The organism is Hymenobacter coccineus, from assembly GCF_001816125.1.
Taxonomy (GTDB): Bacteria; Bacteroidota; Bacteroidia; order Cytophagales; family Hymenobacteraceae; genus Hymenobacter; species Hymenobacter coccineus.
In genome coordinates this window covers 1-17,359 of the sequence record NZ_MDZA01000010.1, presented here as the reverse complement: position 1 = coordinate 17,359, position 17,359 = coordinate 1, and the positions used below count along the sequence as shown (strand labels likewise).

General features: G+C 65.8%; 13 protein-coding genes and 1 pseudogene. 5 read left to right on the top strand and 9 right to left on the bottom strand.

What is annotated here, in order from left to right; translation table 11 throughout:
* The 5 genes from BEN49_RS00770 to BEN49_RS00755 form a co-directional block, all read right to left on the bottom strand.
* On the bottom strand, positions 1–294 hold a 294-nt coding region (locus BEN49_RS00770), incomplete at its 3' end, for a YMGG-like glycine zipper-containing protein (protein WP_239691760.1).
* Between the two features lie 177 nt (positions 295–471).
* A complete protein-coding gene (gene pbpC / locus BEN49_RS00765; protein WP_070739358.1) occupies positions 472–2,862 on the bottom strand; it encodes a penicillin-binding protein 1C in 2,391 nt (796 codons plus the stop codon).
* Complete coding sequence (locus tag BEN49_RS00760) at positions 2,859–3,743, bottom strand: hypothetical protein (protein ID WP_070739355.1); 885 nt, start codon at positions 3,741–3,743, stop codon at positions 2,859–2,861. Before BEN49_RS00760 ends, pbpC begins: the two co-directional genes overlap by 4 nt.
* Before the next feature lie 140 nt (positions 3,744–3,883).
* Positions 3,884–4,573, bottom strand: coding sequence for an alpha-2-macroglobulin family protein (locus tag BEN49_RS25170; protein WP_083325644.1), 690 nt, complete (start codon positions 4,571–4,573; stop codon positions 3,884–3,886).
* Entirely contained in the window at positions 4,570–9,450 is a 4,881-nt protein-coding gene (locus tag BEN49_RS00755; protein ID WP_083325643.1) for an alpha-2-macroglobulin family protein, read from the bottom strand. Before BEN49_RS00755 ends, BEN49_RS25170 begins: the two co-directional genes overlap by 4 nt.
* Positions 9,451–9,648: 198 nt before the next feature.
* Here BEN49_RS00755 and BEN49_RS00750 point away from each other — a divergent pair, with 198 nt between their 5' ends.
* The 4 genes and pseudogenes from BEN49_RS00750 to BEN49_RS29100 all read left to right on the top strand — a co-directional run bounded on the left by BEN49_RS00750 (position 9,649) and on the right by BEN49_RS29100 (position 13,871).
* Entirely contained in the window at positions 9,649–10,554 is a 906-nt protein-coding gene (locus tag BEN49_RS00750) for a LysR family transcriptional regulator (protein WP_070739352.1), read from the top strand.
* Positions 10,555–10,622: 68 nt separating this feature from the next.
* Complete coding sequence (locus BEN49_RS00745; protein WP_239691759.1) at positions 10,623–11,741, top strand: threonine synthase; 1,119 nt, start codon at positions 10,623–10,625, stop codon at positions 11,739–11,741.
* A gap of 298 nt (positions 11,742–12,039) precedes the next feature.
* A pseudogene (locus tag BEN49_RS30705) lies at positions 12,040–12,846 on the top strand (glycosyltransferase); the annotation flags it as partial.
* Between the two features lie 110 nt (positions 12,847–12,956).
* Positions 12,957–13,871 carry a polysaccharide deacetylase family protein gene (locus BEN49_RS29100; RefSeq protein WP_070739349.1) on the top strand — a complete coding sequence of 305 codons (915 nt, stop codon included), beginning with the start codon at positions 12,957–12,959 and terminating at the stop codon, positions 13,869–13,871.
* 100 nt (positions 13,872–13,971) lie between these two features.
* Here BEN49_RS29100 and BEN49_RS00735 read toward each other — a convergent pair whose 3' ends face one another.
* Entirely contained in the window at positions 13,972–14,481 is a 510-nt protein-coding gene (locus tag BEN49_RS00735; protein ID WP_070739346.1) for a pyridoxamine 5'-phosphate oxidase family protein, read from the bottom strand.
* Between the two features lie 174 nt (positions 14,482–14,655).
* Entirely contained in the window at positions 14,656–14,919 is a 264-nt protein-coding gene (locus BEN49_RS00730) for a DUF167 domain-containing protein (RefSeq protein WP_070739343.1), read from the bottom strand.
* A 155-nt stretch (positions 14,920–15,074) separates the two neighbouring features.
* On the opposite strand from BEN49_RS00730, the gene BEN49_RS00725 reads away from it, so the two are divergent.
* Entirely contained in the window at positions 15,075–15,680 is a 606-nt protein-coding gene (locus tag BEN49_RS00725; protein ID WP_070739340.1) for a peroxiredoxin-like family protein, read from the top strand.
* A gap of 31 nt (positions 15,681–15,711) precedes the next feature.
* Here the strand turns inward: BEN49_RS00725 and BEN49_RS00720 are convergent, their stop codons facing one another.
* Together BEN49_RS00720 and BEN49_RS28610 are read right to left on the bottom strand one after the other, a co-directional pair.
* On the bottom strand, positions 15,712–16,467 hold the full coding sequence (locus tag BEN49_RS00720; protein WP_070739361.1) for an endonuclease III domain-containing protein: 756 nt from the start codon (positions 16,465–16,467) through the stop codon (positions 15,712–15,714).
* Positions 16,468–16,578: 111 nt separating this feature from the next.
* Positions 16,579–17,359, bottom strand: a 781-nt coding sequence (locus tag BEN49_RS28610) for a hypothetical protein (protein ID WP_193415742.1), incomplete at its 5' end; no start/stop codon positions are given.

The following is a 17,359-nucleotide window of genomic DNA, read 5'->3' as shown; positions in this document are numbered from 1 at the left end:
CAGGCGCTCGTTGGCGGCGGCGCGCTCGTTGGCCAGGGCAGTGGCTTGCTTGCGCTTGTTGTCGGTGTGCTTGCCAATGGCGTAGCCCACGCCCGCGCCGGCCACGCCGCCGATGGCGCCGCCCACCACGCGGTTGCGCTTGTTAATGAGGGCCCCGCCCAAGATACCGGCAGCCCCACCAATGGCGGCGCCTTTGCCCTGCGGGCTCCACTTGCTTTGGGCCTGTGCCTGCGAGTTAAAAAAGATGCTAAATAGTAAGACCGGAACCAGGAATAACCAGCTAGTATTTTTCATGACGGGGAAGAAATAAGATGTTAGAAAGAATGAAATGGGCGATGGTAAGAATAGGCTAAATTGGGCCATGGCTCGACGTTTTACAAGCACCGTGCCAGGCGGGCGAAGGTACGCGCACCCGCCGGACTAGGTCTGAAATAGGCCGACCAACAGGGCTGCATTCGCTACTAACGGCGGCTACTGCTCGGCCACCAGCAGCTGCACGTCCACGTTGCGGCCGTGGTCGTCGGCGCACGACACTTTCACGGGCCCCGTGGGGGGGCGGAAGAATACCCGCTCAGCGGCCCCGGCGGCCCGCAGGAACTGGTCGTTCACGTACCAAAACACCTGGCGCACTTCGGGCCCCGCGGCGCAGCTTAACAGCAGTTGCTGCTGCTCGCCGCGGTTGAGGAGGTACTCGGTGTGGGGCAGGGGCGAGGTGATGGCCAGCGGGGCCGCCGTGCCGTCGTCGGCGCCGCGCACCAGGCGGCAGGCGGGGTTGTGCGGGGGCAGGCGCGGCGCGGGCAGCCCCTGCGCCGCCCGAAACGCCAGCACCTCCGGCAACGGATTGGCAAAGAGCTGCCGGCGGTAGCCGCTGGGCGGCGCGCAAGCGCGGCAGTAGCTCAGGGCCCCATCGGCCGATACCAGCACTTCTTTCACGTGCTCGCAGCGCCGCGCCGACGATAGGCCGGGCAGGTAATAATCGAGGATTTGGTGGGCGCAGTGCTCGCCCGGCACCAGGCCGCTTTCGGCACACACAAGGCGGAAATCGAGGGTGGCCGGGGGCGCGGTCCAGTGGTTGGGCGAATTGTAGGCTAGGGCGTTGAACAGGTCGAACAGCAGGGGTGTGGCCACGTCGGCTCCGGTGAGGGCCGGGCTGCCCTGGCCGCTGAAGTTGCCCACCCACACCCCGATGGTGTAGTCGCGGTTGTAGCCCAGGCTCCAGGCGTCGCGGCGGCCGTAGCTGGTGCCGGTTTTCCAGGCAATTTTGGGCAGGCGCAGGCTGTTTTCGTAGCCCAGCGGCAAATCGGGCCGCGTGCGTCGGGCCAGGATGTCGGTGACGAGGAACGCGGCGGCCGGCGAGAGCAGCTGGGCATTGGTTGCTCCGCGCCCCGGGCCCTTCTGGAGCGGTGCAAGTTTCTTGTCTACAGCACTGGGGCCCTGGGCAATGAACCGCAGCGGCGCGTATTGGCCACCGTCGGCCAATGCCGCATAAAGCCCCGTCAGCTCTTCCAGGGTGGCGCCGCAGCCGCCGAGCACGGTGCTCAGGCCCAGGCGCGGCGCGGCGCGGGCCACGGTGCGGAAGCCCGCCTGGCGCAGCTTGTCGGTGAGGGCGGGCACGCCCACGTCGGCCAGCAGGCGCACGGCGGGGATGTTGAGCGAGTACACCAGGGCCCGCTCCACGGTTACTTCGCCCTGGCAGTTTTTGTCGAAGTTTTCGGGCCGGAAGCCGTTGAAGTTGGTGGGCACGTCGGGCAGCTGCATTTTGGGCGTGGCCAGGCCCCGGTCGAAGGCCAGGCCGTAGAGCAGCGGCTTGAGGGTGCTGCCCGGCGAGCGCACGGCCCGCACACCATCCACCTGCCCGGCGCTGGCGGCGTCGGCGAAGTCGGCCGAGCCCACGTAGGCCTCCACGGCGCGGGTGCGGTTGTTCACCACCAGCACGGCGGCCTGCGTGATGCCCAGCGCGCGCAGGCGCCGCACGTAGTTGCGGGTCAGGTCTTCAGCCTTGGCCTGGGGGCCCCGGCGCAGGGTGGCGGCGATGATGGGCTGGCCCGGAAACTGCGCCACCAGCCGCCTGGCTAGGTGCGGGGCCAGTGTGGGGGCCCCGTGGCGCTGGGCGTCGAGCGGCTCGGCCAGGGCGTCGGCAATGTCCTGGGCGGGGAAGAGGTGGTCGCGCTGCATTTGCCGCAGCCAGTGGTTGCGCTTGGCCAAAATCTGGGGGTTGCTGCGGCCCAGCACGAGCAGGCGCGGCTGGTTGGGAATGACGGCCAGCGCCACGGTTTGGGCCAGCGAGAGGTAGTCAGGCGGCTGCTGGAAGTAGAGCAGCGCGGCCGATTTCACGCCCTCGATGTTGCTGCCGTAGGGCACCAAATTCAGGTAGAGCTGCAGGATTTCGGCCTTGCTGCAGTGGGCCTCCAACTGCACGGCGCGCAGCATTTCGAGCGTTTTGTTGCCGAAAGTGCGTGCCTTGGGCTCGAGCAGGCGGGCCACTTGCATGGTGATGGTGCTGGCCCCCGTGGTGCGTCCGCGCCCAAACAGGTTGCGCCCCGCCGCCTGCACGATGGCCACCGGGTTCACTCCGAAATGGTAGCGGAAATACCGGTCTTCCTTGTAGATAATGGCCCGCTGCAAAGCCGGCGTAATCTCGCGCAGCTCGGTTTTCATGCGCCACTTCTGCGTCGGGTTCAGAAAGGCGTGGAGCACCGAGCCGTCGGCCGCCGTCACCAGCGGCGAGTACTGCGGCGCGGGCGGCAGCGGAAACAGCCGGTTGAGCAGCGCGGCGGCCACGGCCAGTACCAGTAGCACCAGCCCGGCGCGGCGCAGCCTGGGGCCCCAGCTGGCCCACCCGCGCAGTTGCCCGGTTTTCATAGCGCCGGGAAAGCAACGGCCGGCATGCGCCAATCCCGCTTCAGCCAGCGGAGCACGGCGCGCCGCCAGCCGGGGTTTTGGCGAAATTGGGCCTTGCCTTCGGCCAGCGCGGGCACGTCGAGGGCCGCGGCTCGGACCTGCCAGGCGGCCAGCGGGTGGGCCCCGTCGGGCGTAAAAAGCTCGGCGAGCACGGGCCGGATTTCCTTGAGGTTCCAGTAGTGGTACACCCACGGCGCGGCCGCGCGCACCACGCCCGCCCGGGCCAGTACCACGCTGAAGGCCAGCTGCTCCATCACGTGCTTGGGGTAGAGGCGGTGGAGCTGCTCGGTGAGGGTGAGCACCTGGGCCAGCAGCGGCGCGTCGGTGGTGCGCAGGCCCAGGGCCCCGGCGTTGTACATCTGGGTATCGGGGGGGATGGGGCCCCCGGCCAGGTCCGTGCGGCCGGCGTCCTGCTGCAAAGCCTGGTTGATCTTACGGTTCAGCGAGTTGCCGTCGCGCAGCCGCCCCTCGCCCACGTGCATAAACCGCTCGCCGCGCCCCAGGGCCCCAAACACCTCGGCCAGCGGCTGCACAAAAACGGTGTCGGTATCCACGTACAGCAAGTTGCCGGCGTAGCGCGCCGCGGCGTGCAGCAACACTTCAATCTTAACGCGGTGCACGAAGTCGATTTCCCCGCGCCAGGCCTGCCATTGGGCGGGCGCAATGGGCACGTATTCCACCGCCGCCGCCTCGCCCAAAATGCGCTGGAAGTGCGCCGGGTTATCGGTATAAACCACCACCCGGGCCCCCACCGGCTGCCGCAAATACGACAAGATGCTGAACAAGGCTTCGTTCAGCACATCGGGGTTGCCGTAGGCTTGGTAAAGGAGGAAATCGGCCATGCGGTGCAAGTTACGGGTAGTTTAGACCGGCCCGGGCTGCCGGCTTTTTCGCCGGCTGCCCGGTAATCGCCAGGGGCCCCAGGCGCCGATTCAACGATTAGCGGGCAGCCGGCGGAAAAGCCGGCAGCCCGCCCGTTCAGCTACTTCACCCGCACCACGCCGGCGCCGTTGTACGAGTGGTACTCGGCGTTGTACATGGCGTCGGCGCTGATGGGGCCCAGGCGGAAGGTGCCTTTGCTGACGGCGCGGGCCAGGTAGTAGAACACCCGGGGCGTGGCGCTGGCGGTGGTGAAAATGTTCAGGCGGTCGTCGCGCACGTCGAGGTAGTCGGGGGTGGCGGCGTCCTTGGCCCAGTCCAATTCGCGCACGGCGCCGATGCGGGGGTTCTCAATTTCGAGGCCTGCGGGCAGCAGGTCGGTGATGGCCACGTTCTTCACCTCGCCGGCCGCGTCGGCAGCCTGGATGGTGATTTTTACCACCACCAAATCGTTCTGGGCAAACGTGGGGCCCCCCAGCGGCTGGCCGGTGCGGCTCAGGAACTGGCGGCGCACCTTCAGGTAGGCGTCCTCCTCGCGCACGGGCGTGGTGGGACTGATGCCGGCCAGCTCCCAGAAATAGTACAGGTTGCCCTGGCCGGCGGCGCGCAGCGTGAGGGCCCGGTTGGCCACGTTGCGCACCGTCAGGTCGGGGCCGGTGAAGGTGGCCAGCGGCTGGCTGCCGGCGGTTAGGGCCCCGGTGGCGGTGCTGCGGGCGTTCTGGCGGGCAATTTTGCCCAGGGCCAGCAGGGCGAAGGCGCTTTCCTGGGTGCTGAGCCAGCCGGCCTGCTTCACCTGGCGGCTGAGCTGGCGGGCAGGATATTTACCTGGGGGTTGTGGGGGTCGGTGGCGAGCAGGGCGTTCAGCACCAGGGCCTCGTCGCGGATGGGCGAGTAGAACGACCCGTCGAGGGCCCGGCCGGCGGCGGTTTCGCCCCCAAACTTGGTGGGCAGCAGCTCACGGAACTGGCGCTGGTTGCCGAGCACGCCCTGGGTGCAGGCGAGCAGGAACTTCGAGTCTTCGGCCAGCAGCGGGCCGTTGGCGCGGTAGTAGTTCAGGGCCACGGCGTCTTGCCGGCCGGCCAGGGCCAGCACGTACAGCGAGTAGGCAATTTCCTTCTTGGCGATGACTTTCTGGCGGGCAATGTTGCTCGCGTCGAAGTAGCGGTACTCCTCGGTTTCGCGCTTTTTGAGGCGGAACTGCAGGTAGCTGAGCACCTTGTCGAGCACCGATTTATTCACCGCGAAGTTGGCCTGCTGGGCTTCGAGCAGGAAGTGGGCGGCGTAGGCCGTGGCCCACCAGTTGTCGTAGTCGCCGCCCGGCCAGTAGCTTAGGCTGCCGTTGTAGAGCTGCATCGACTCGATTTTGCGGATGGCGGCCTGCACGTTGGCGTTGGGGTTGTAGCGCTGGGCCGCGGGCCCGGCCCCGGTTTTCTGCTGCAAGGTGGCCGCCAAATCGCCGTAGTACAGCTGCGGGAACGCGGCCGACACGGTTTGCTCCAGGCAGCCGTAGGGGTATTGCAGCAGGTAGCGCAGGTCCTTGCTGAACTCCGTCAGCGGCGAGCGGCTAATAACCACTTGGCTTTGCAGCGAGGCGGGCAGGAAATCGGTCGTCAGGTTGAGGGCCCCCGTGGTGCCGCCGGCCACCACGCCGTTGCCGGTGCGCTTCTCCAGCGGCGCCGCGGGGCGGATGGGAAGTTCGATGGTTTCGCGGAAGATTTCAGGCATTTTTCCACCATTTATTTCATCGGAAATCAGTCGCGAGCTTACTATAAGATTACCAATCTCATGGGCTGTCATTTTATAAATAAATCGGCGTTCAGCATTCGGTGGTAGTACAGCTTTGTAACCGTCAGATTCTAATTTAAGCTCGGAAAGATGAGCTAAAGAGCTTACGTGAATAGTCGGGCCACCTTTAGGACCAATCCGAAGCATCTCTGGCGCTTTGCCAAACCAGAGCTCACCTTTTATGGTAGCATTCGTCGTGTTCGTTAGCGTCACCGGCACGTCAATCGTGTCGCCGGGGCTGAGGAAACGCGGCAGCGCCGTGGAAATCACCACCGGGTCGGCCACCTTCATGGTGTGTTCGGCGGCGCCGAAAGCGTCGTCTTTGTAGGCCACGGCCATGATGCGCAGGGCCCCCGAGAACTGCGGCACGCGCACCCGGTAGCGCACCTTGCCGCTGCCGTCGGCGGTGAGGATGCCGCTCCAGTTGGCCACCAGCTTCACGCGGCGGCTGGGCACGGGTGTGGTGCGGCGGCGCAGGTCGGCGGCGTCGCCCCCGGTGCTGCTGGTGCCCAGCTCGGGCAGCAAGAAAGGGTACACGTCGTAGGCCGATACTTCGAGGGCGCGCTTCTGGTAAAAGTAGCCGTAGGGGTCGGGGGTGAGGTAGCCCTTGCGCTGCAAAATGCCCTCGTCCACCACGGCCAGCGTGACTTGGGCCCCCGGCGCGGTGCTCACCTCAATGGTCTGGAAGGTTTGGGAGCGGCTGGCGGTGGGCGCGGCCATGGCCACGACCAGGCGGGCGTCGGGCCGCTCCACGCGCAGCGGCACGAAGCCGCGCGCCACCGTGAGGGGCAGGCTGTGGTCGGTGATGGACCGGATGGCGGTGGCCGTCACGTACACGTTGGGCACGTGGTCGGCCTTGATGGGAATCTTCACACGGGCTGATTTCTGGTCGGTGTTAACGTAGAAGTGGTCGAGCACGTGGTCGCGCTCCACGGTCACGAGGATGCGGCCGGCGAAGGGCGTTTTCAACAGCAGGTTGGCCGTTTCGCCGGGCGCGTACTTGGCTTTGTCGGGCTCGATGGTCACCTCGCCTTCGTTGTTGACTTCGAAGGAGTTGGCCTGCGTGTCGCCGTAGCCGTAGGCGTAGAAGCGCTGCATCACGTAGGGCAGGGCCCCCGGCCGGCTCACGCGCACCTCGTACTCGCCCGAGTAGATGGGGGTGAAGTTCAGGGCCGTGCCGGGGCCCACCGTCAGGCTTTGGGTGAGCACGGTTTGCTCGCGCTGCTGCGAGTTGTACACGAAGCGGCCGCCCTGGCCCTCCAGCACGGTTTCCCAGAGCAGGCGCACCACGCGCACTTGCGCGGGGGCCCGGGTGGGGGCCCCGGCCGGCGTGAGGGCCAGCACCCGCAGCGGCAGCGCCTGGCGGGTGTTCACCAAATTGGGTAAGTTTTGGAGGCCGAACATCGTGGCCTGGGTGTGCACCTCGAAGGTGGCCAGGCGGTTCACCGGCCGCCCCGTTTCATCAAACACCGTGGCGAAGGCCGCGCCTTCCAGCGTACCCAGGTCCACAAAAGTGGGCACGGCGTAGGCGGCCGTGCCGCGGCCGGCGGCGTCGGTGCGTCCCTCGCGCAGGGTTTTCTCGAAGCGCGTGCCTAGGGCGGTTTCGGCCGATTCGTCGTCGCTGCTGGTGATCTTGCGGCGCAGGCCGTTGTTGATGGCGAAGCTGTAATCGTCGTAGCCCTTGGGGTTGAAGGCCTTCTGCTTCAGCGAAAACTCGACTTCGTACTTGCGGTCGGTGGCTGGGGGCCCAAACAGGTTCACGGCGGCGAGGTTGGCCGTCACGGTTTGGCCGGGGCGCAGCACGGCGGGCGCGGCCGTCACGGTCACCTTTAGGCGGTCGGGGATGAACTCCTCCACGCTGATTTGCTTGGAGGTGAGCAGCACGTCGTTGCCGGTCAGCACCTCCAGCGTGTACAGGCCCGTCATGATGGCCGGCGGCAAAATGAACCGGCTCTCAAACGCGCCCGCGCCGTTCAACTTTTGCTGCAAGCTGCTGTATTCCTTGCCGGTGGGCAGCAGCAGCCGGATTTTCATGGGCAGGCCAACAGGCGGCGTTTTCCAGGCGTCGGTGCGCACCACGGTGTTGGTGCGCACGGTGTCGCCGGGGCGGTATAGGTCGCGGTCGCCGTACAGGAAGGCCTGGTAGCGGGCCGCGTTGCTCTGCAAGCCGCCCACCTCGAAGCGTGAGGTTTCCACCTTGCTCCGGGTCAGGTCCAGGAACGAGAAGTCCGCGTCCTTCGCCGCCGTCACCATGCCCAGCGTGAAGCGCTTCATCGAGGCCGCCGAATCGAACTGCGCCACACCGGCCTGGTCGGTGGTGGCCGAGCCAATCACCTGGTTGTTGGTGCTCACCAGGTTCACCGCCACGCCGCCGATGGGCTGGGCCGTGCGGATGGAGTTGGCAAACACCACCGTGCCGCCGGTGGCGCCCTGCCGCACAATCAGGCCCACGTCCGTCACGGCCACCAGCTTGCTCACTTGCAGGTACTGGTGCTCGGTATCCGCCACTTTCACCACGTACAGCCCTTTCATAGGCCCCTGGAATTCCAGCTCCTTGAGGTCGAGCGTGAGCAGGCGCAGGCCGGCCTCCTTGGGCAGCCCATCCACCGAAACCGTGCGTTCGGACAGGACGCTGCCCAGCGTTTCGAGGTCGAAGTAGCGGTAGCTGCGGTCGATGTAATCGCCGTTTTCGTCGGTGCTCGGTTCGCGCTGGCCCTCCTCGTACTCCGGGTAGCCGTACTGCTGCTCCTGGCGCAGTAGCTGCTGGATGTTGTTGGCGTACACCTTGGCGATGGTCACCTTCACCTTGCCCACCTGGTTGATGCGCAAACCCAGGTTCCGGGCCCCCAGCGCGCTTAAATACAGCGCCTTGTCGCCGCTGGCAAATGTGATGCTCGGGTCCTCATCACCAAACGATACGGCCTGCTGAAACGCATCCCTAAGGGTGCCGCCCAGCAGCCCGCGGGTGCCGGCGGCCAGCGCCACCTGGTAGGTTTTGCCCACCTCAAAGCCGCCGCGCAGCGCAAAGCCGCTCTCCTGCGCCTCCACCGAGAAGGCCACGGCGGGCGTCACAGTCAGGGCTTTTTGCACATCGGCCGCCGCAATGGGCTGGCTCAGGTTCACGGTCACCACGGGCTGGCCGTCGAGCAGCGAGCCGGTCAGTTCGCGCACTTCCAGCGTGCTTTGGTCGGGTACCTCGGCCTGGGCCACGAGCACCGCGGTGGTGGCCTTGGTGCCGGTGGCGGGGCGCAGGCCGGGCGCAATTTCCACGGTGATGGGGGCCCCCGGGCGCACGTCCTGCGCGAAGCTCAGGCCCAGCGTCTGGTCGGGTTCGGCGCTGATGAGGTTCACGGCCAGCGGCTTGCCGTCCTGGGTCACTTTGAGGCGGGCGCGCACATCGGCGGGCCGTACGGGGTAGTTGAACACCAGGTTGGCGCGCAGCTCGGCCGTGCCCGTGGCCTTGGCCGAGCGGCCAAAAAACACCTGCGGGTCGCCCATGCGCAGGTACGGCGTGTGGAACCGGCTGCGGTTAATGGCCAGCTTTTGCTTGCCGCTGGGCAGGGCCCCGGGCTGCAGGGCGGCCGAAAACACGGTGCTGGGCCGGAACGCCTCCAAAGGCGAAAACGTCAGCTCCCGGTCGCCGGTCCACTTGAACTTGCCCCGCACTGCGGGCGTAAATTTCACGTACTGCGTGGTGTCCCAGCGGTTTTGCTGCGCCTCGTCCACCACTTTCTCATCGAAGGTGAACACCACGTTCGAGTGCGGGTCCACCTCGTCGCCGTCGGTTTGGGCCTGCGCCGCGGCCTGCTCCTGGGCAGTTTTTTTGGAGCACGAGAAAGTAGCCAACAGCAATAGCAGCGGCAGGAAGCGGAAACGGGCCAGCATGGGAGGAATGGGGTAGAAAACCGGCCGAAAAGTAATACTGAAAATAGCCTATACTGCGGAGGTTGAATGGCTAAAAACGATTTGGTAACCAACCTTTGTCATTCCGAGCGCAGCGAGAATCTGAGTTACCCACCTCGTTGTAGGTGGGTAACTCAGATTCCTCGCTGCGCTCGGAATGAAAGTTTATGCCCGCCATCCATGCTTTCCCAGGCCCACGAAGTCTTCCTCGAAGTTGCCAAGCAGCTCAGTTTCACCAAAGCCGGGCAGGCCCTGTTCGTCAGCCAGTCGGCCGTCAGCAAACAGGTGAAAGCCCTGGAAGAGCACTACCGAACGGGCCTGTTTGAGCGACTGGGTAGCAGCATCTTGCTTACGCCGGCTGGGCAGCGCCTCTACCAGAAGCTGCTGCAAGCCAAGCAGCTGCAACACGAGCTGCACCAGGAAATGAGCGCCCTGAGCCCCGACTTTGCGCCGGCGCTTCACTTGTCCATCGGGGCCAGCACCACCATTTCGCTCTATGTGCTGCCGCCGGTGGTGTCGGCGTACTTGCAGCGCCACCCCAACCGCCAGCTCAGCCTCAAAAACCGCAACTCCGACAACATCCTACGGGCCCTGCTGGCCCACGAAATCGAGCTGGGCATCGTCGAGGGCATCCACAAAGTCAGCCACGTCACCTACACGCCGCTGCTGGCCGACGACGTGGTGGCGGTGTGCGCGGCCGGCAACCCGCTCGGCAGCCGCACCCTCGAAGCCCGCGACCTGCTCAGCATCCCGTTGGCGCTGCGCGAAGACGGCTCGGGCACGCTGGCTGTGCTGGAAGAAGCCCTGCGCCACCGGGGCCTCAAGCTGGCCGCGCTGCCGGTGCGCGTGCGCCTGGGCGGCACCGAGGCCCTCAAAAACTTCGTGCGCGTCGACAGCAGCCTGGCCTTTTTGCCCCGGCAGGCGGTGGTGAAAGAGCTGGCCTCGGGCGAGCTGATGGAGGTGAAAATCAAGGACCTGCCCATGCGGCGGCACTTCAACTTTATCCAGCGCAAGGGCACGGAAAACAACGAGCCGTACCGGGATTTCCTGCTGTTCACCAAGCACTACTATGCCGATCGGGCATAGGCTATTCCAAAATTCTATCCCGTTTTGGCATGATAGGGCCCTGGGGTGCTGGTAATTTTGCTGGCACTATGCTGGTCGCTACCCCCTCCGTTCCCCGCCTGCGGGCCCTGCACTGCTCGGCTTGTGGCACCGCTTACTCGGCCTTCGAGCTGCAACGCGTGTCGGTTTGCTGCGCCGTGCCGCTCGTGGCCGACTACGCCACGGCCGAACCCCTGACGCCCGCTGAAAGCATCAACGCCGCCGACGCTTCGATGTGGCGCTACGGGGCTCTGCTGCCGCTGCTCGACGATAAATACAAGGTGACGCTGGGCGAAGGCTTCACGCCCATCCTGCCGCTGCCGCGCCTGGGGGCCCTACACGGCCTGGCGTCGTTGCTGCTCAAGGACGAAGGCCAGAACCCCACCGGCTCGTTCAAGGCGCGCGGGCTGAGCATGGCCGTGTCGAAGGCCCTGGAGTTGGGCGTGGCCGGTTGCATCATCCCCACGGCCGGCAACGCCGGGGTGGCCCTGGCCGCCTACTGCGCCCGCGCCGGCCTGCCCGCCACCGTGGTGATGCCGCGCCACACGCCTGACGCCTTCAAGGAAGAATGCTACTGGTACGGGGCCGACGTGGAACTGGTGGACGGTCTTATCAGCGACTGTGGGGCCCGCGTGCGCCAGCTCAACGCCAACGGGGCCCTGCTCGACGTCTCGACCCTGAAGGAGCCATACCGCCTTGAGGGCAAGAAAACCATGGGCTACGAAATTGCCGAGCAGCTGAACTGGCAGTTGCCCGACGTGCTGCTGTACCCCGCCGGCGGCGGCACCGGCCTCATCGGCATCTGGAAGGCGTTCCGCGAAATGCAGGCCCTGGGCTGGCTGGCCCCCGGTGCCAAGCTGCCCCGCATGGTGGCCGTGCAGGCCGAAAACTGCTGCCCCCTGCTCGAAACCTACGAAGGCCGCCAGCCCAACTGCCACGCCTACCAGGGCCGCCCCACGCTGGCCAACGGCCTAGCCGTGCCCCACCCCCTGGGCGAGGCTCTGATGCTACAGGTATTGCACGAATCGAACGGCACGGTGGTAGCCATCAGTGAGGAAGGCATGCTGGCCGGCATGCGCGAGCTGGGCCAGCAGGAGGGCCTGTTCGTGGCCCCGAGGGCGCCGCCGTATGGATGGCCGCCCGCCAGCTCTTGGCCACCGGCTGGCTGAAGCCCCACGAGCAAATCCTGCTCCTGAACACCGGCAGCGCCCAGAAGTACCTATCCAACGTGCAGGGCCGCAGCCGAGCGTAAGTAGTTATGGGGTGATTATTTGGTTGAATAAAATAAATAGAACGTCATGCAGAGCGCAGCGAAGCATCGCTACTGCTCAACTAATCCTGATTACTGCTGCGGGAGAGATGCTTCGCTGCGCTCTGCATGACGTTCTTGTGTTCAGTACAACTGCTCGATAAGACTGCTGCAGGCGCTGCCCACGATTCTCCTGGGGCCCCCGACCTTTGCGCCCGATGCGCATCCTCCACGTTCTCTCTGCCGAGTTCTTTGCCGGCTCGGCGGCCTACGCCGTGGCCCTGGCCGAGGCCCACCGGGCCCAGGGCCACGCCGTATGGCTGGTATCCGATTCCGACCAGTTGCCCACCGGGGCCCCCCAGGTGAAAACAGCCATCAGCAACCGCCGCTACGGGCAGCGGCTGCGCAACGCCCGCCTAATCCGCCAGCTGGTGCAAGCTGAGTGCATTGATGTGGTACACGCCCACTCGCGGGCCGCAAGCTGGGTGAGCTACGCCGCCCTGCGCGGCCTCAAAGTGCCCCTAGTGAGCACCGTGCACGGCCGCCAGCACCTGCACACGTCCACGTCGCTGTTCGACATTTACGGCGACAAGGTCATTGCCATTTGCGCCAACCTGCGGACGCACTTGGTGGAGGAAGTGAAGATGGAAGCCCGCAAAATCGTGGCCCTGCCCAACGGCGTGCAGTTCGGCGAAGCACTGGCCGACGAAGCATTAGGGCCCCTGCGCATCGCCTTCGTCGGCCGCTTCAACGGCGGCAAGGGCGAACGGGCGGCGGCGCTGTTGCAGCAAGTGTTTCCGCCGCTGCTGGCCGAGTTTCCCGCCCTGCGCCTGGCCCTTATCGGCGGCGAGCTGGAGCAGCTACCCGCCGCTGGCAAAGCGGCCCTGGCGCAGCTCCAGGCGCAGTTCGGCGCGCGGGTGGAAGTAGTCGGCTTCACCACCGACGTGGCTGGCTGGCTGGCCCGCACCACGCTCACCATCGGCGCGGGCCGCGTAGCCATCGAGGCGCTGGGCGCCGGCCGGCCCGTGCTGGCCTTGGGCGAGGCCAGCTACGCGGGCCTCGTGGCGGAGGCCAATTTTGCCGACGCTGCGGCCTCCAACTTCGGCGACATCTCGGCTCGGGTGGCGCGTCGGGCGTGGATTTTGGGGCCCTGCTGGCCGATGCGCGCGCGTTTCTGGCGCGGCCGCAACCGGTGCCGGGGGACCTGCAGCAGCTCGTGCGCACGCACTACGACCTGGGCCGCGTGGCCGCCGAAGTGCTGGCCGTGTACCAGTCGGCCCGGATGCAAAAGGCCGTGCCCGCCTTTATGCCGGTGCTCATGTACCACAAAATCCCCGACGCGCCGCCGGCCACCAAGCACCAGATTTACGTCACGAAGGACAACTTTGCCAAGCACCTGGCCTTCTTCAAAAGCCGCCGCTTCACGCCCATTACTTTCGCCGAATACCTGCAATTTGCCCGCGGCGAGCGGCCGCTGGCTGAGTTCCCGCGGCGGCCGCTCATCCTCACCTTCGACGACGGCTACCTCGACAACTACACCAACCTGCTGCCCCTCATGCAGCAGTACGGCTACCGCGGCGTGCTCTATTTGCTCGGCGATTTCGACGTGCGCTACAACCAGTGGGAGCTTGCCGCCGACCCTGCCGAGCCCCGCGCCGAGCTCATGGACGAGGCCCAGAAGCGCGCCTTTGTGGCCGCCGGCTGGGAAATAGGGGCCCATACCATGGCGCACCCGCACCTGCCGGCCCTGCCGCTGCCGGCCGCCACCGCCGAAATCCAGCGCAGCAAAGCCAGCCTGGAAACCGTGCTGCACACCGAAATCGTCAGCTTCGCCTATCCCTACGGCGACCTCAACGACGACCTGAAAGCGGCCGTGCAGGCCGCCGGTTTCGCCCTCGCAGTGGCCACCGACACCGGCGGCCTGCACCTGGAGGACGACCGCATGCAGGTATTCCGCATCAACGTATTCCCGCACGAAACCACAGTCAGCCTGTTCAAGAAAACCGCCTCCTGGTACCGCAAATACTACCGCCGCAAACGCGGCAAATAGGGCCCCGCCGCCAACAAAAAAGCACGGCCGCCCTTCCGTCAGGAAGCGCGGCCGCGCTGGTAGGGCCACTAAGCCCAGTATTAGTCAGTGCGCCGGGGCCTTAATTGGGCTGCACTTTGGACTGCTCCTCGGGGGTAGCATGGTGCTTTTCGCCGGTCGTGATGGCCTTGGCGTAGGCAAAAGCCCGCACGAGCACGTTGCCCGGCGTGTCCCAGTACTCGCCATTTTCAATGGTTACCTTGATGAGGGCGATATTGGGGTCTTCGGCACCTTTGGGGAAAAAGCCGCGGAAGTCTTCGCGCCACAGCTGCTTGATTTTGCCGTGGTCCTCCACTATTTCGGCTTTGCCGGCGATGGTCACATAGGTTGCCTTATCGGGGTCGGCGTACCCCAGGCCTACCTGGCTGTTGTGGCGGATTTCAGTGATTTTTTGGGCGTCTTTCTCCGAGAAAAACCAGAGCGACTCGTCGCTGTCCGACTGGCAGGTGTACATCGGCCGGCCGTGGAGGCGGTTGCGGGCGTCGAGGGTGGTCAGGGTGGTGTACTTTACTTCTTTGACCTTGTCGAGAAGCTTATTAATATCTTGGGTTACGGCAACTTGCTCAGCCATGATAAGGGAGAAATGTGGGTGGAGGAATTGCTGTTGTTACGGGCAATCCCAATCCTTGAGTTGTTCTTTTGGCTCAGAATAAGTACAAATCCTCTCAAATAAATAATAAGCGCTACCGTCCCATAGCCGCTTTTTTATTCACTAAGTAAGCGCCTGTTAATCCTTTGCCGGGCCCTATAGTTCAGCCAGTACCCGTACCACGTCCTCGTCGCTCAGGCCTGCTAGCTCCACTTTTTTGAACGGGGTGGTGTGGCCGGCCAGTAGCGTCACGTCGCGCTTGGTCAGGCCGAAAGTGGCGGCCAGCAGCACTTGCAGCGCGGCGTTGGCCTGGCCGTCGTGGGCCGGGGCCGCCAGGCGGGCGGTTACGGCGCCGCCGGAGCCCACCAGCAGCTGGTTGGTGCGGCTGCCAGGCTTGGCTTTGAGGTGCAGGATGGCCATGGTGCCGGCAAAAGTGCACCGGCTGGCGCGGGCGTGCTAAAAAAGCCCGGCGCTGTAAGGCCTGGCTGTGCGTCTAAGCAGCCAACCAGGCCGTATCGTGCGGGCTGGGCATTGGTGACCAGAACATACTTGCCTTGAATCTTCTTTTTTGCGTTATGAATCAGTTGTTTAAAATGGCCACCGGGCTGCTACTGGCCGGGCCGGCTGCGGCCGTGGCCCAAACGCCCGTCACTCCACTTACCGCTTCGGCGCTGCGGGTAGGCGATAGGGCCCCCGATTTCCAGGGCCAAGACGCGGCCGGCCGCCCCGTAGCCCTGAAGCAGCTACTGCGGCGCGGCCCGGTGGTGCTGTACTTCTACCGCGGGCAGTGGTGCCCGTATTGCAACAAGGAGCTGAGCCAGCTCCAGGATTCGCTGCAAGTGCTCACGGCCAAGGGCGCGCAGGTGGTGGTGGTAACGCCCGAAACCCAGGACAACATCGGCAAAACCGTGGCCAAGACCAAAGCGTCCTTCCCCATCGTGCACGACCAGGATTTTGCCATCATGAAAGCCTACCGCACGGCCTTCACCGTGGACGAGGCCACGGCCCAGAAGTACCAAGGCTTCGGCGTCGATTTGAAGCAGGCCAACGGGGCCGCCGTCAACGTGCTGCCCGTGCCCGCCACCTACGTCATCGGCCAGGACGGCACCATCCGGTTTGCCTACTTCAACCCCGATTACCGCCGCCGGGTATCCGTGCGCCAGGTAGCGCAGGCCCTGTAGGGCCCCTGCTTTGCCTGGGCCGCCGCGGGCGCTATGCAGTGGGCTGGGACTGATGGCCCAGCCGCGCCTGGCCAAACGGGCACTCGGCCAGCACTATGCAGCGGGCGCAAGCGGGGGCCTGGTAGAAGCAGCACTTCTGGCCGTGGAACATGAGGGCCTCGTGGTGGTCGTACACCTGCTGGGCGTCCCAGTCCGGTGGCAGCAGGTTGGCCAGCAGCACGTGGGCGGCCTTCTCGTCCACCTTCGGGCCGATGAGGGCCAGGCGCTGGGCTACGCGGTGGTGGTGGCTATCGACGGGCATGGCCGGCCGCCGCAAGTCGCTAAAGAGGAGCGTGGCGGCGCTGGTTTTGGGCCCCACGCCGGGCAGCGTTTCCAGCCAGGTGCGCGCCTCCGGAATGCCCAGTTCGCCTAGGAAGCGCAGGTCGCCGCAGGGGCCCCCGTCGCAGCGGTTGCTCACTTCGCGCAGCACGGCTTGCAGGCGCGGGGCCTTTTGCTCGGGCCAGGTGCAGGCCCGGATGGCGTGCTGCACGGCGTCGGTGGGGGCGTCGCGCACGGCGTCCCAGTCGGCAAACGTGGCGCGCAGCTCCTGGTAAGCGCGGTGCGAATCGGCATTTTTGGTGCGGTGCGAGAGCAGGGCGCTCATCAGCTCGCTCAGCGGGTCTTTGGTGCTGAAAAACCGGAACGGGGCCCCGTACTCGGCGCAGAGCTGGCCGTGCACGCGCAGGGCCTTGGCCTGGCGCGCGGCAAAGGCTTCGGCGGTTTCGGGCGGGGCGGCGGGGGCTTTCATGCCCGGGGTACGCACCGGGGCCGGGCGCGGGTTGCCTCCGTTGGGGCCCCGGCGCAAAAAAGGCCGCCCAGTGGGCGGCCTTTATTCTCAAAACGTAAGCTACTGCCGCGCTTAGCGCTGGCCCGGCGTGCCGTTGTAGATGGCAATGGCCTGGCGCTGCGAACTGGCCTGCTTGCCTTGCAGCACAATGGGCACGATGAGGATGGGAATGCCCGCGTAGAGCAGCGGCGAAATGCTCTGCTGGCCGTTGGTGCCGCGCAACGATTGCAGCACGCCGGCCAGCAGCAGGCCGCCGCCCACCACGTAGGCCGCCGTGATGGCCGTTTGGTAGTGGCGGCCCTGGGCCAGTAGCTCTTGGGCCCCGGCGTTGTCGCGGGTGGCCAGGGCCAGGTTGCGGTAGTTCAGGTTCTGGATGGGGCCGTTGTCTTTGCTGAAGTACTCGGTTTTGGTGGTGCGGTAGCCGCCGTAGGGCGAGCCGTAGCCCCCGCCGGGGTAGCCGCCAAAGCCGCCCATGCCGTAGCCACCTAGGCCGTAGCCCCCCATGCCGTAGCCGCCGTAGCCGGGGTTGTAGTTGCTGCTGAGGGTAGAGTACAGGCTGATGCGGCCGGTGCGGTCGCGCCGGAACGTGGTTTCGCGCGAGGAACCGGGCAGTGACGTGCGCACGTAGTGGCCGCTTTCGTCTTCGTAAAAGCCCACGTCGGCAAAGTCAATTTTGCGCTGGCCGTCGAGCAGCAGGTAGCTGTGCCCAAAAATGGGGCTGTGCTGCTCCACGTTGTACACGTTATACACCATGCCGTTTTTCAGGCCCACCTGGAAGCGGGTGGGGCGCGTGGTGCCGCCCGGCAGCTGGCCGGCGGGCGTGGGCGCGTACACCGGGGCGGGGGCCGCAATG

What these genes read in the sequence shown, in the direction of transcription:
- BEN49_RS00745 (WP_239691759.1), top strand. Translation starts at nt 10,623, where the DNA reads ATGCTGGTCGCTACCCCCTCCGTTCCCCGCCTGCGGGCCCTGCACTGC.
- BEN49_RS00720 (WP_070739361.1), bottom strand. Translation starts at nt 16,467, where the DNA reads ATGAAAGCCCCCGCCGCCCCGCCCGAAACCGCCGAAGCCTTTGCCGCG.
- BEN49_RS00730 (WP_070739343.1), bottom strand. Translation starts at nt 14,919, where the DNA reads ATGGCCATCCTGCACCTCAAAGCCAAGCCTGGCAGCCGCACCAACCAG.
- BEN49_RS00760 (WP_070739355.1), bottom strand. Translation starts at nt 3,743, where the DNA reads ATGGCCGATTTCCTCCTTTACCAAGCCTACGGCAACCCCGATGTGCTG.
- BEN49_RS00755 (WP_083325643.1), bottom strand. Translation starts at nt 9,450, where the DNA reads ATGCTGGCCCGTTTCCGCTTCCTGCCGCTGCTATTGCTGTTGGCTACT.
- BEN49_RS00750 (WP_070739352.1), top strand. Translation starts at nt 9,649, where the DNA reads ATGCTTTCCCAGGCCCACGAAGTCTTCCTCGAAGTTGCCAAGCAGCTC.
- BEN49_RS00735 (WP_070739346.1), bottom strand. Translation starts at nt 14,481, where the DNA reads ATGGCTGAGCAAGTTGCCGTAACCCAAGATATTAATAAGCTTCTCGAC.
- BEN49_RS00725 (WP_070739340.1), top strand. Translation starts at nt 15,075, where the DNA reads ATGAATCAGTTGTTTAAAATGGCCACCGGGCTGCTACTGGCCGGGCCG.
- pbpC (WP_070739358.1), bottom strand. Translation starts at nt 2,862, where the DNA reads ATGAAAACCGGGCAACTGCGCGGGTGGGCCAGCTGGGGCCCCAGGCTG.